The 13,403-nt window shown below is 60.1% G+C and carries 12 protein-coding genes; 6 read left to right on the forward strand and 6 right to left on the reverse strand.

The features are described 5' to 3' along the window. Window positions 1-137: 137 nt before the first annotated feature. A complete protein-coding gene (locus CWR52_RS04295; protein ID WP_008499855.1) occupies window positions 138-1,634 on the forward strand; it encodes an NCS1 family nucleobase:cation symporter-1 in 1,497 nt (498 codons plus the stop codon). A gap of 103 nt (window positions 1,635-1,737) precedes the next feature. After that, entirely contained in the window at window positions 1,738-3,057 is a 1,320-nt protein-coding gene (gene guaD, locus CWR52_RS04300) for a guanine deaminase (protein ID WP_104948933.1), read from the forward strand. On the opposite strand, the gene uraH is transcribed toward guaD, so the two are convergent. Together uraH and uraD are read right to left on the reverse strand one after the other, a co-directional pair. After that, window positions 3,037-3,360, reverse strand: coding sequence for a hydroxyisourate hydrolase (gene uraH / locus CWR52_RS04305; RefSeq protein WP_104948934.1), 324 nt, complete (start codon window positions 3,358-3,360; stop codon window positions 3,037-3,039). The two genes, guaD and uraH, sit on opposite strands and share 21 nt — an antisense overlap. Then, window positions 3,357-3,857 (reverse strand): 2-oxo-4-hydroxy-4-carboxy-5-ureidoimidazoline decarboxylase, encoded by a 501-nt coding sequence (uraD, locus tag CWR52_RS04310; protein WP_104948935.1) that lies wholly within the window; start codon window positions 3,855-3,857, stop codon window positions 3,357-3,359. The genes uraH and uraD overlap by 4 nt, the downstream gene beginning before the upstream one ends. 239 nt (window positions 3,858-4,096) lie before the next feature. Between uraD and hpxO the strand changes: the two genes are divergently transcribed. From hpxO to CWR52_RS04325, 3 genes are read left to right on the forward strand one after another with little or no spacing between them, the layout of a single operon-like run. Beyond that, window positions 4,097-5,251 carry an FAD-dependent urate hydroxylase HpxO gene (gene hpxO, locus CWR52_RS04315; protein ID WP_104948936.1) on the forward strand — a complete coding sequence of 385 codons (1,155 nt, stop codon included), beginning with the start codon at window positions 4,097-4,099 and terminating at the stop codon, window positions 5,249-5,251. 14 nt (window positions 5,252-5,265) lie between these two features. Next, window positions 5,266-6,303 carry a molybdenum cofactor-independent xanthine hydroxylase subunit HpxD gene (gene hpxD / locus CWR52_RS04320; RefSeq protein WP_048027296.1) on the forward strand — a complete coding sequence of 346 codons (1,038 nt, stop codon included), beginning with the start codon at window positions 5,266-5,268 and terminating at the stop codon, window positions 6,301-6,303. 11 nt (window positions 6,304-6,314) lie between these two features. Continuing rightward, a complete protein-coding gene (locus CWR52_RS04325; protein WP_104950889.1) occupies window positions 6,315-7,250 on the forward strand; it encodes a PDR/VanB family oxidoreductase in 936 nt (311 codons plus the stop codon). Window positions 7,251-7,373: 123 nt separating this feature from the next. Here CWR52_RS04325 and CWR52_RS04330 read toward each other — a convergent pair whose 3' ends face one another. Genes CWR52_RS04330 through CWR52_RS04345 form a run of 4 tightly spaced genes read right to left on the reverse strand, consistent with a single transcriptional unit; the run spans window position 7,374 to window position 12,315 of the window. Then, the gene (locus tag CWR52_RS04330) at window positions 7,374-7,973 is read right to left on the reverse strand and encodes a DJ-1/PfpI family protein (protein WP_104948937.1); all 600 of its coding nucleotides are present in this window, start codon (window positions 7,971-7,973) and stop codon (window positions 7,374-7,376) included. A 22-nt stretch (window positions 7,974-7,995) separates the two neighbouring features. Beyond that, window positions 7,996-9,186, reverse strand: coding sequence for a glycoside hydrolase family 88 protein (locus CWR52_RS04335; RefSeq protein ID WP_104948938.1), 1,191 nt, complete (start codon window positions 9,184-9,186; stop codon window positions 7,996-7,998). Between the two features lie 13 nt (window positions 9,187-9,199). Next, a complete protein-coding gene (locus CWR52_RS04340) occupies window positions 9,200-10,480 on the reverse strand; it encodes an oligosaccharide MFS transporter (protein WP_104948939.1) in 1,281 nt (426 codons plus the stop codon). Continuing rightward, window positions 10,477-12,315, reverse strand: coding sequence for a DUF2264 domain-containing protein (locus tag CWR52_RS04345; protein ID WP_104948940.1), 1,839 nt, complete (start codon window positions 12,313-12,315; stop codon window positions 10,477-10,479). Before CWR52_RS04345 ends, CWR52_RS04340 begins: the two co-directional genes overlap by 4 nt. Window positions 12,316-12,543: 228 nt before the next feature. On the opposite strand from CWR52_RS04345, the gene CWR52_RS04350 reads away from it, so the two are divergent. Then, window positions 12,544-13,401, forward strand: a complete 858-nt coding sequence (locus tag CWR52_RS04350) for an AraC family transcriptional regulator (protein ID WP_104948941.1) — start codon at window positions 12,544-12,546, stop codon at window positions 13,399-13,401. Window positions 13,402-13,403 lie beyond the last annotated feature (2 nt).

Below are 13,403 nucleotides of genomic sequence, written 5' to 3' on the forward strand. Positions count from 1 at the left end.
TCCGAATTTTACTTTCTGTTTTCGAATCGTATACATAAAAATAAAATATTGCATACAAGATTTATTATTTTGGCCTGGATCCTGCAACACCGTTTGCACTCCCACTCAACGGGTTTCCATTCACAGGAGCAGGTTTCATGCCAAACAGTCAAAACGCACAGCAAGGTACGGCCGCTGATTCCGGTGCGGTTTACAGCCCACGTCTTTGCAATGAGGATCTGGCACCGACGCGTGACCAGAACTGGAGCTGGTACAACATCTTTTCGTTCTGGATGTCGGACGTTCACAGCATGGGGGGTTATGTTGTCGCCGCGAGCTTCTTTACGCTCGGGCTGGCAAGCTGGCAGGTGCTGCTCTGCCTGCTGGTGGGGATTTGCATCGTGCAGCTGTGCGCCAACCTGGTGGCCAAACCGAGCCAGATGGCGGGCGTGCCCTACGCGGTGATCAGCCGTCAGGCGTTTGGCGTCTTCGGGGCCAATATTCCGGCGGTGATCCGCGGGCTGATTGCCTTCGCGTGGTACGGTATTCAGACCTATCTCGCCGCCAACGCCCTGATGCTGGTGGCGCTGAAGTTCTGGCCGTCGCTCTCTTCACTCACTACCGGCGCATTCCTGGGCCTGTCGCATCTGGGCTGGATCTGCTTTGCCATTATGTGGGTCCTGCAGGCGATGGTCTTCTGGCACGGCATGAGCGCCATCAAACGCTTTATTGATATCGCCGGTCCGGCGGTCTATGTGGTGATGCTGGCTCTCGCCGGCTGGATTGTATACAAGACCGGTTTCGACGGGATCTCCTTTACCCTCGCCAGCAAATCCCTGAGCGCGGGCGAGCAGACCTGGCAGATGATCACCGCCACCGCGCTGGTGGTTTCTTACTTCTCCGGTCCGCTGCTCAACTTTGGCGACTTCTCCCGCTACGGCAAAAGCATGGGTGAGATCCGCCGCGGCAACCGCTGGGGGCTGCCGTTTAACTTCCTGCTGTTCTCCATCGTCACCGTAGTGATTGTCTCCGGCACCCAGTCGCTGTTTGGCCGCATGATCACCGACCCGATCGAGACCGTCAGCCGCGTGGGCAACGATCTGGCCGTGGCGATTGGCCTGCTGACGATGATCACCGCCACCATCGGGATCAACATCGTGGCAAACTTCGTCTCACCGGCGTTTGATTTCTCTAACTGCTCGCCGCAGAAAATCAGCTTCCGTACCGGAGGCATGATTGCCGCCGTCGGCTCGATCCTGCTCACCCCGTGGAACCTGTTCAACTCGCCGGAGCTTATCCACTACACCCTGGACGTGCTCGGGGCGTTTATCGGCCCGCTGTTCGGCATCCTGATCGCCGATTTCTACCTGATTAAGCGCGGCAAGGTGTCGGTTGACGATCTGTTCGACGACACGCCAAAGGGCAAATACTGGTACCGCAACGGCTTTAACCCGAAAGCCATTGGCGCGCTAATCCCGTCCGTTGCCGTGGGCCTGGTCATTAGCTTTATCCCGGCCCTGCATGAGGTGGCAAACTTCAGCTGGTTTATTGGCGTCTTCCTCGGCGGCGTCACCTACCGCTGGCTGGCGCGGGAAGAGCGCGAGACGGCAGGTGCGACGTCGTTTGGCTCCCGCGTGGCGACACAAAAAGAGTAACCTTTCCCTCCCTCCGGCCGCAGCATCTCTGCGGCCCGTTCATTCTGGCACCGTTCTTGCTGCGCCTTCTCACCCCCGCTACGCACACACGAAGGCAGGAACCATGATGGAATACCAGACTGCGATACGCGGTGCTTTTTTTGATATTGCCCGGGTCTGCGACAGTGCAGACGCCATCGCCCAGCACGCGCGCTACCTTGAGGACGGCCTGCTGTTTATCCAGCACGGAAAAATTCTGGCACAGATGCCGTGGCAGGAGGGCGAGCAGTATCTTGACCCGCACAAAGGCTATACCGACCTGCGCGGCAGGCTACTGCTACCCGGTTTTGTGGACACCCACGTCCATTACCCGCAAACGGAGATGATTGGCGCCTTTGGCGAACAGCTGCTGGAGTGGCTGACCACCTACACCTTCCCGGTGGAGAGCCAGTTCGCCGATGAGGCCTATGCAAAAGGGATCGCCGAATTTTTCATTAACCAGTTGGTGAGCAACGGCACCACCACCGCGCTGGTGTTTTGCACGCTGCATCCGGAATCGGTCGAAGCGCTGTTTACCGAGGCCCTGCGCCTGAACATGCGCCTTATCGCTGGTAAGGTCATGATGGACAGGCACGCGCCGGACTACCTGAGCGAAGACGCGAAGCAGAGCTACCGGCAGACCCGGACGCTGATCCAGCGCTGGCATCACCGTGGACGGCTGGGCTATGCGATTACGCCGCGCTTTGCGCCGACGTCATCACCCGAGCTGCTTGCGGCGGTCAGCCTGCTCAGAGAGGAGTTCCCGGACACCTGGCTGCAGACCCACCTGAGCGAGAACCCCAACGAAGTGGCCTGGGTGAGCGATCTCTGGCCGGAGCATGAGCGCTATCTGGACGTGTATCACCACTACGGCCTGACCGGCGAGCGCAGCGTGTTTGCCCACGCGATCCATCTCCACCACAGCGAGTGGCAGTGTCTGCATGACACCGGCTCGGCGGTGGCGTTTTGCCCCACCTCAAACCTGTTTCTCGGCAGCGGGCTGTTTCGCCTGCCCGCCTGCTGGCAGCACAGGGTGCGGATGGGCATCGGCACCGACGTCGGGGCGGGCACGACCTTCAGCATGCTGCGCACGCTGGGGGAGGCCTACAAGGTCGGCCAGCTTCAGAGCTACCGCCTGCGCGCCAGCGAGGCGTTTTATCATGCCACGCTGGGCGGTGCGCACGCCCTCCGGCTGGACGATAAGATTGGCAACTTCGCGGCAGGCAAAGAGGCGGATTTCGTGGTTATCGATCCTGACGTGACGCCGCTGCAGCGCCTGCGCAATCGCCGCTGTCAGGATATCTACGAGCAGCTCTTTGTGCTGATGACCCTCGGTGACGAACGCAACATCAGCGAGACCTGGGTCAACGGCGAGCGGGTGTGGTCAACTGCCCCGGTAGGTTGACCATCCGCCGGGGGCAATCACAAACGGCAGATGGAAATGCTCGTCTGCCGTTTCTCCCGTCACAAACTCAATGTGCGCGCAGGGATAGATTGTCTCCCGGCCGGTATCGCTAAACCACGCCCCAATCTCCGCCACCAGCCGATAGCGGCCCGCGGGCAGAGAGGGAACGAACGCGGCGATGCGCCCCTGGGCGTTGGTCACCCCCGTGGCGAGCGTCTTCCCGTCCTGCTGGAGATGAACCGTCACGCCCTCTGCGGGTTTGCCCGTCGAAATATCGAGGATATGGGTGCTAAGTGTGCTCATTCGTGAATGACTCCTTCCAGTCGCAGCAGCGTAATTTCCCGCAACTGTTCCAGCGCGGCACGGATTTCCTGCGCGTCGCTGTTCTCCAGCCGCGCGTGCAGGGCCTGTAATATCTCCTCGCCGCTGCGTCCCTTCGCGCGGATCAGAAAGACGCGCCCAAAGCGGGCTTCGTAGCGGGCATTGCCTTCACGCAGCGCCTGGGCAAGGGCGTTATTGCGATCGTTCACCGCGCCCTGTTCCTGGCGCGACAGTGCCGCCTCCGCCGCTGAACCCGCAGGCTTTTCCCCGATGCGCGGATGGGCGCTCAGGGCTTGCGCCAGCGCCGCGTCGTCCCAGTTTTGCATCAGCGATTTCGCCGTACTGAACAATTCGTCCCGGCTGGCGTAAGGACGCCCGTGAACCAGCGCATCGGTCCAGCAGGGAAGCGCCACGCAGGGGTGAATCAGCGCTAACGCCTGTTCGTGGGGAAGATGATTAAAGTCGTGCAGTGCGATCATAGTGTCTCCTTTATTGTCCTTCTCCAGGCTATTGCACAAACCACGCCACCCTGAGCACAGGCGTGAAACAGTCGATTCCACAAGGTCGGCCAGGAAATTTTTGATTCATAAAAAGGCACGCTCACCGCGTTTACGCACCTTAGCAGTGCAAACGTCTCCCTCACAACGCCGTTTTCGCCACTCTGCAGCCTGGTACGCAAATTGCTGAATGACTTTACACCCTGCAAAAGGAGAGAAGCATGAGAGCAATCGTTATTGGCGCGGGTATTGGCGGCCTGAGCGCCGCCGTCGCGCTGAAGAAAGCGGGCATCGACTGTACCGTATTTGAAGCCGTAAAGGAGATCAGGCCCGTCGGGGCGGCCATCTCCATCTGGCCTAACGGCGTGAAATGCATGCAGCACCTCGGCATGGGCGACATCATCGAGACCTGGGGCGGGCCGATGCATTTTATGGCCTACAAGGATTACCGGCGCGGCGATACCCTGACCCGCTTTAGCCTTGCCCCGCTGGTTGAGCGTACGGGCGGGCGTCCCTGCCCCGTCTCGCGCGCTGAGCTTCAGCGCGAAATGCTGGACTTCTGGGGTCGCGACAAGGTGCAGTTTGGCAAGCGCGTCGAACGCGTTCATGAAGACGACGCGGGCGTGAGCGTGACCTTCACCGATGGCACCACCGCAGCCGGGGATTTCCTGATTGCCGCCGACGGCAGTCACTCGGCGGTTCGCCCGTACGTGCTGGGGTATACCCCCGAGCGCCGCTACGCCGGCTACGTGAACTGGAACGGGCTGGTGAAGATTGACGAGAAGATCGCCCCGGCGCACCAGTGGACCACCTTCGTTGGCGAAGGCAAACGCGTGTCGCTGATGCCCGTCTCCGGCGGACGCTTCTACTTCTTTTTTGACGTGCCGCTCCCTGCGGGCCTGGCGGAGGATCGCACCACCCTGCGCGCCGATCTCACGGGCTACTTCCGCGGCTGGGCGCCGCCGGTGCAGAGGCTTATCGCCGCGCTGGATCCTGACACCACCAACCGCATTGAAATCCACGACATTGAGCCGTTCGACAGCCTGGTACGCGGCAACGTCGCGCTGCTGGGCGATGCCGGGCACAGCACCACGCCGGATATCGGCCAGGGCGGCTGCGCAGCGATGGAAGACGCCGTGGTGCTGGGGGAATGCCTGCGTGAAAACCACAACATCACGCTGGCGCTTCGGCAGTACGAGGCGCTGCGCTGCGACCGGGTGCGCGACCTGGTGCTGAAGGCGCGCAAGCGCTGCGACGTCACCCACGGCAAAGACATGGCGTTGACGCAGGCCTGGTATCAGGAGCTCAAAGAGGAGACCGGAGAGCGCATCATCAACGGTCTGTGCGAGACCATTCAGGGCGGCCCGTTAGGCTGAACGTAAGAGGGATAATGATGAAAAGAGAACCGACTCCACCCGCCCACTGCACGTTTGAGCCAGAGGACTGGCTGCGTCTGGCGAAATGCTGGCATCCGGTCGCGCGCGCCTGCGACGTCGGTCCGGCGCCGGTCAAAGCGACGCTACTGGATGAACAGCTGGTGATTTACCGGATAAACGACCAGGTCGTGGTCGCCCGTGACGTTTGCCCGCACCGCGGCGTGCCGCTGACGCTCGGCTTTCACGACGAGCACGGAATTATCTGCCCCTATCACGGCCTCCGCTTCGGGGAGGACGGGCGCTGCAACCGTATTCCGTCCAGCCCCGACCAGCCCGTTCCGGCGAAGCTGAACCTGATTAACTACGCCGTGGAGGAGCGCTTCGGCCTGATCTGGACCTGCCTGGCGTTTGATCCGGAAAACCCCGCGCCGCTGCCCACCATGCCGCACTGGGATGACGACGGATTTCAGCAGATAAACTGCCCGGCGTTTGAGGTCAACGGCTTTGCCGGACGTCAGGTGGAGGGGTTTCTGGATGTTGCCCACTTTGCGTGGATCCATACCGATACCTTTGCGGACCCGAATAACCCGCTGGTGCCCCACTATCAGCCGCAGGAGACGCCGTTTGGCTTCGTGGCGGATTACTGGAGCTCCGTGAGCAACTATCCCGCCAGTTCCCCCGTGCAGGCCCCGGAAGGCTTCCAGTGGTTGCGCCATTTTGAGATGCACCTGCCGTTCACCGCCACCCTGACGATTCATTTTCCGGGTGAATCGAGACTGGTCATTATGAACGCCGCATCGCCGGTGTCATCGCGCGTGACCCGCATGTTCGCCCCTATCGCCCGCAATTTTGACCTGCATATTCCGGTGGAGGATGTGCATGCCTTCAATCTGCGGATTTTTGAAGAGGACCGTCTGATGGTGGAAACCCAGCGCCCGGAAAGCCTGCCGCTGGACCTGACGCTGGAAGCCCATATTCCCGCAGATAAAAGCTCGATTGCCTACCGTCGGGGACTGAAGAAGATGGGCTTTGGCGAGTTTTTCCTGGTATGACGGAGGCCGATATGCTGAGCGTGATTGTTGACGGGCTGTGGCGAGAGGGCGACAAAAGCCTCGCCGTCAGGCTGGTGGCGGAAGACGGCGAAGCGCTGCCACCGTGGCAGCCCGGTGCGCACATTGATGTTCACCTGCCCTGCGGCGTGGTTCGCCAGTATTCCCTGACCGGAGCGTGTGGCGGCGAGAGCTACCTGATCTGCGTGGGGCGGGACACCGCCTCGCGCGGCGGGTCGCGCTACGTTCACGAGACGCTGCGTCCCGGGCAGAAGCTGATGATATCCGCCCCGCGCAACCTGTTTCCGCTTCAGCAGGCAGAGCGGGTTTTGCTCCTGGCGGCGGGAATTGGCATTACGCCGCTGTATGCGATGGCCCTGCAGCTGAAGGCGACCGGAACGCCGTTCACGCTGCACTACTACGTCAGGAACCGGGAAAGCGCGGCGTTTGCGCGCGAACTCTCCCGGCTCGGTGAGTGCCTCATTCATACCGCCAGCCCGCGCACAGCGCTGGCGGCACATCTCCCCGCGGCCGAATCGGGCCTTCACGCCTGGGTCTGTGGTCCGGCAGGTTTTATGGAAAAAGTGCGTGAGGTGGCGACGGCGAAGGGCTGGGATGACGGCCATCTTCACAGCGAGGCGTTTCAGCCCGCCGCCCCTGCCACAAGCGGTATCGCGGGTGAGATCTTTACGGTCAAACTGGCCTCCACCGGGGAGCGCTGGCCGGTGCCTGCGGACAAAACCATCGCCCAGGTGCTGCAGGAAAATGGCGTGGCGGTCCCGCTTTCCTGTGAGATGGGGATCTGCGGCGCCTGCCTGACGCCGGTGATTGACGGCGTGGTGGATCACCGGGACAGCGTGCAGTCGGAGGCGGAAAAAAGCGCAACGGAGCAGCAGGTGGCGCTGTGCTGCTCGCGGAGCCATTCGGGGGAGCTGGTGATCGGGCTGTAAACCACCTGCACAGTCTTTCTTGCCGGGTGGCGCTGCGCTTACCCGGCCTACATTGCGCAGACTTTTCAATTGGTTGCACGTTTTATTGTAGGCCCGTGCAAGCGTAGCGCCGCCGGGCGAAACTCACAAATCGCACTTTGCCAGCCCGTAAACGGGATCGCTATCCTGCCACACGTACTCAATATGGCTGGCCTGCTCGCGCGCCAGTGCCCCATCGCCCTGCAATCGCGCCGCCAGGGTAAAGGCGAAATCAAATACGTTGCCCAGCCCACGGCCGCTCAGCAGATTGCCGTCTTCCACCACGTCGGCATCGACGTAGATGCCATCGCTGACTGTTTTCCACAGATCGCCGGAACAGACATAGCGCCGTCCCTTCAGCAGTCCATTGCCGCCCAGCACGCGGGCGGCGGCGGAACAAATCGGGCAGATATATTTGCCCGCTTCATCGTGGCGGCGGACGAAGGCAATGACCTCCGCGCTTTTCGCCAGGTTAACGCTGCCTTGCGGGCCGCCCGGTAACACCACGGCGTCAAAGGTCCGGTCGAGGCTGGCCTGCAGAGTGCTGTCCGCCACCATAGGGATGGCGTGATAGCTCACCACTTCGCGACTCTCGCCGCAGGCAATCGTCTGCACCGAAATATTCAGGCGGCGCAGGATATCGATAGTGACAATCGCTTCCCCCTCTTCAAAACCAGGGGCTAATAGCACGGCTACGCTTTTCATTTTGCTCTCCATTGCTTAAGGGTTACCAGTACGGGTGCCAAATCTGTCGCAGCCGCGCCAGCAGTTCAAGATAGAAATAGTCTCCCCAGCTACAGCACTGATCGACGCCCTTACCGCTGCCCATATGATAAACCGAGTGCTGCAGCAACCCTTCGGTCGGATCGTCGTCGTGAGCCAGGTAGTTATCGGTCAGCGACTGAGCAATACGCAGCGCCATCTCTTCATAATACGCGCGGTGTGCGTCGAGCGTCGGCAGTGCCTTGACCAGCTCCAGCAGGCCACAGGCGGCAATCGCCGCCGCTGAACTGTCGCGCACGGCGTCGGTACCGAGCAGCGCCAGATCCCAGTGGCAAACATCATCTTCCGGCAGACGGTTGAGGAAGTAATGCGCCAGGCTGCGTGACAGCTCCACCATCTGCTTATCACCGGTGTGCTGATAGCTGAGCAGGAAGCCGTAAATGCCCCATGCCTGGCCGCGCGACCAGCACGAGGTATCGCTGTAGCCCTGATGGGTGTTGCCAAAGCGCGGCTCGCCCGTCTGCACATCCATATAATAAGTGTGATACGTCGAGGCATCTTCACGCACGATATAGTTCGCGGCCTGTCCGGCATGAGCCGTCGCCGCCTGCGCATAGCGCGGATCCCCGGTCTGTTCGCTGGCCCAGTACAGCAGCGGCAGGTTCATATTGCAGTCGATGATCATTCTCCCCTGCTGCTCCGGGTCGTTTAAATCACCCCACGCCTGAATAATGTTGGCCGTCGGGTTAAAACGCTCCATCAGGCGCTCGGCTGCCAGCAGCGCCGACTGGCGAGCGGCTTCGTTGCCGGTGAGGCGCCAGGCGCTGATGCAGGAGAGCGAATAGAGGAACCCGAGATCGTGCGTTGCGGTGTCGATGCGCTGCTCAATACGCCGGGCGAACGACGGTAAATAGCGTTCGGCGGCTTCGCGATAATGTGCTTTGCCGGTCATCTCCCACGCCAGCCACAGCTGGCCAGGCCAAAAGCTGGTGGTCCATTCCACGTTATCGGTGCGCGGCCAGACTCCCTTCTCGCAGGCCTCACCGGGGAACTTATCGCCGAAGGCGACAATATTTTTGTCGAGCTTGCGCGTGACGCGGGCTAACGCCGCTTCCAGCTTCTGGCTCAGAGCCAGGCGATCGACCTGATGCAGTTCGATCGGCCGCAGCGCTTCGGTGATAACAGATTTGGTCATAACAACTCCTGAATTAATGTTTGGCCGGTTCAACCGGGGCGGTATCTAAAGCCGGAGCAAAGGATCGTGAGTCATCGCGCGTCGACTGGCAGCGCGACAGCGTAAAGGCGGAAATCAACGTAAATACCAGGGCGCAGCTGCCCATCAGCAGATAAGTGTGCTCAAAGCCAATCCTGTCGTACAGGTAGCCGGCGGGCGGGGCGACCACAATCGACCCCACGTAAATCATCGCCTGGTAGCCCAACAGGTACATCGTGGCGTTAACCCGACGATGGAAATGTTCGGCGATGTATTTGAAGACCGAGATCAGCAGCAGCGCGATCTCGACGCCATAAAACGGTTTGATGATGGAGATAATAATCGGGTCACTGGTCAGCCCGGAGGCGATCAGCCGCGCCCCGACCACGCAGCCGCAGAACAGCAGGCCGCGCTTAGCGCCGTAGTGGTTCACCAGCCACGGGATAAACATCATCATCACGAACTCCATCCCCGACTGGACGGTACTCAGGTAGCCGTACCAGGCATTCCCCTGCTCTTTGGTGGTGAAGAACGAGACGAAATAGCGCGGGAACTGCTGTTCGGCGATAAACATCATCCACGCCACCCCGGCGACATAGAGGCTGAACATCCAGAATTTGCGGTTTTTCAGGAGCATCAGCACATCGGCGAAGACGATCTTATTAGCGGAAATGACGCTGTTATTGCGCAGCTGCTCATCGCCGATTTTGAGGCTAATCAGCACCAGCAGCATCAGTACCGAGGTCCCGCTGCTGAGGAGAAAGTTGGCCAGCGGGGTGATGTTAAACAACAGCCCGGAGACCGACGCCGCCATCGCCCAGCCCAGTGAACCCCACATTCTGATGCGGCCAAACTCCAGCCCGTACAGGCGGCTAAAGCGGTCGGCGTAAGATTCAGACGCCGCCACACCGGCGTACCAGCCCAGGCTCAGATACAGCGCGCCGATGATAATCCCCGCCATCGCATGGCTTTGCAGCAGCGGCTGGTAAACCAGTGCAAAAAACGGCGCCATCAGCGCAGAAATGGCGCAGACAAAATAGAGCAGCCACTTGCTCATGCCGATTTTGTCCATGATGTAGCCGTACACCGGCTTCAGGACCACCGCGAAGACGCCATTTATAGCGAACACGCTGCCGATGGTGACGCTATCGAGGCCCACTTTCTGGCTCAGCCACAGGGCGTACAGGCCAAAGCTGGATGACCACGTGAAGAAGTAAAGAAAAATAAAAGTACTCATTTTGTACTGTGCGGCGCGTACGGACGATGATGTGCTCATAGCGATGCCTCCGGAGCCAGAACGAGCGTCGTTTCTTGTCGTGCCGTCACGAAGCGTACCGCGTCATCGCTAATGAAGGCCTGCGGGCAGCGTTGCGGATCGAAGTCGACGGCATTTCCCGCCCACACCGCGCTGATTAACACATGCGTACCGGGGTCGAGCTCGCCGCGCAGCACCGGCACCGCTGCGCGCTCGGCGAACAGCAGATTACTGTTTGGCGGCGTCAACACCGTCTCGCCGCGGCGGGCGTGCGGATGTAAACAGAAAATGGCTGAGGCATCCCGGGCATTGCGTAACCAGCAGGCGCTGTCGCTCTCGTGGACCTGCGGCTGCGGGCGGTTTGCCAGGCTAAAGCCACCCTCAGCACAATCCAGCGCGCGCCGGGTATTGATACGATGGACGCGCAGCTGCCAGTCGCCCAGCGCCAGCAGCCAGCTATCAATCACCGCGTCGTGCCACGGCAGCCAGCGGCTGTAAATAGTGCCGTCAGCGGTGACCACGTGCTGACATTCGCGACGGCCACGCCAGTAGTTGTCCTTTTCGGACAGCAGCAGCATCGAATCGGGCGCGGCATGGTTCAGGCCGTAGCGGCCGCGTTCGATGGTGAAGCCAAAGCGGGTGGAATAGGCAAATTTGCAGTATTTCGCTTCGGTGTTCACGAAGTTGTTCAGCTCCAGCTGGCCGGACGTCAGCATCCACAGGTGGTCGGCCTGATGCACCACCACCTGATCCGCGTGGGCTATCGTGTGCTGCGCGGGCAACGGCGGCAGCGGCAGCTCAGCCGCCTGCCAGAAGGCATCGCCCTCATCTAATGCCAGCACCAGCAGGGTCTTCAGGCCCCAGTACGGCGACCCCGGCGCGTTGTAGTCTTCCGCCATCGCCAGGTTCGGATAGCTGTAACCGACGCTCAGCACGCCGTCGCGGTCGAATATCGGCTGCTTCAGCCACCATCGCAGATGACGCAGGACGATGCCCTTCATCACGCCGGGCGAAAAGACTTCCAGCCCGGCGAAGGCCGCCGCACTCCATAACGCCGCCTCGGCAAAGCGGTAGGTCAGGCTACGGCCAAACGGGATCGCCGCGCCGTCTTCGGCAAAGAAATGGATGAAGTCAGAGGAGAAACGCGCGGCCCGATCGCGCAGCGTTGCACAGCGCTTCGGATCGACCCCGGCCATGAGCTTCGCGTAAATCAGGCCATAGAAATGGAAGCCCATCGAGATGTAATAGTCGCGCGGCCGTCCCGGACCATCGGAATACCAGCCATCGCCGAGGTAGTAGTGCTCCATGGCAGCAAAATGATCTTCCAGCGCCTGCGGGTTGGTCGGCATGCCGCAATAATGGAAGCCGACCTGCACCAGAATCGGGAAGAAGTGCCAGTTGTTATCGGGGATTTCCTGGGTCTCGCACTGCTTTAGCCAGCGCCATAAATGCTCTTTCTCCGTCTCAGTGAAGTGTGCCAGTACGGTTTCACCCGCCAGCGCCAGCAGCAGCCCGTAGGCCGCCATCTCGACGATTCGCTGATCGTAAGGCCCGACATCGCCCCAGTAATCGGCATGCTGCGGATCGGTGCCGTTTTTTATCGCCTGTAAATAGAATGAGAAGTGCTGCGGCTCGCTGCCGCCAGCCAACAGCGGCGTCACGCCCCACAGCAGGCGGGAAAACGTTTCCATGCTCGCCACCTGCTGACCGTAGTGAGCGGTAAAGTTCGCTAAATCAATGCGGCTGGCGTCTTTTTTAAACCAGGGCGCCACCGCGTTCAGCATGTCGTTGACCAGCCGTAGCACCTCTTCCCGGCTTGTCAGTGGATTATCCAGATGAATATTTTCAGGTTGCACAGGGTCCTCCCGCATTACACGAGGGTAGAGATAAGTTATTGTTATTAGGCTTTTTAAAGCCACGCGTGCGACGTCTGAATGAAGAGTAACTGCTTTTATTCCCGATGCTGAGTGAGCGGACTCACAAAATTGAACCGCTATTTCATTTTCACTGGATTTTGTCGAACGCGAAGGGGATAAATTACAAATGATGGCCTAAAAATTTAATTCTGTTGTTCTGGAGGTAATATGGGTGAAACGCAACTACTGGAACGCATTACGCTCGATCGGCAGGCCATTTCTTTTAACCGCATGTACACCACCAGCGCGATTTACTACCACTGGCATCAATGCGTTGAATTGCTCTATATCTCCAGCGGCTACGGCATTGTTGTGGTGGATAACCAGCACTACACCGCCCGTCCGGGGCGACTATTTATCTTCCCGCCCTTCCGTTTGCACAAAGTGCAGGTCGATCATAGCGATAAGAACCCCTATCACCGCACCACCATGCACATTGAGCAATCGGTGGTCGAAAGTGCGCTTGGCATGTTCCCGCGCCATCAGGCCCGGTTCGCTGCGCTGGCCGCCAGCAATTTGCCGGCGCAAATCTACGATCTTAGCGAGCACGCGGCGTTTATTGAGCGGATCCTTGAACAGTTTCAGCGCCTGGAAGGCAACGAGCAGACAGAGGCCTGCGAGGTGGCCTTTCTGATGATGCAGCTCATGACGTTTCTGCCCGAGCAGCCGCAGCCCTACCCGCCGCGCCAGCAGACCGTCGCCTCGCGGATCATGAGCTGGGTCGAAGCCCACTATGCCAGCAAGTTTTCGCTCGACCAGCTAGCCCACGACCTGGGGCTTTCGCGCAGCTATACCTCACGCATTTTCCGCCAGCAGACCGGCGGTACCCTCCACGAATATTTGCTGACCCGGCGGATAAAAAGCAGCTGCGAGTTGTTGCGGTACAGCGATGAGCCTGTTGACGCTATTGCCCTGGCTGTCGGGTTTAGCGAGGTGACCTATTTCATTACCTGCTTTAAAAAGATGATGCGTCAGACGCCGCTGCAGTATCGACGCAGTCTCCGCGGCACCAGGATTCCCTGTTAAGG

The organism is Enterobacter sp. SGAir0187 (assembly GCF_002952735.2).
Lineage (GTDB): Bacteria > Pseudomonadota > Gammaproteobacteria > Enterobacterales > Enterobacteriaceae > Enterobacter > Enterobacter quasiroggenkampii.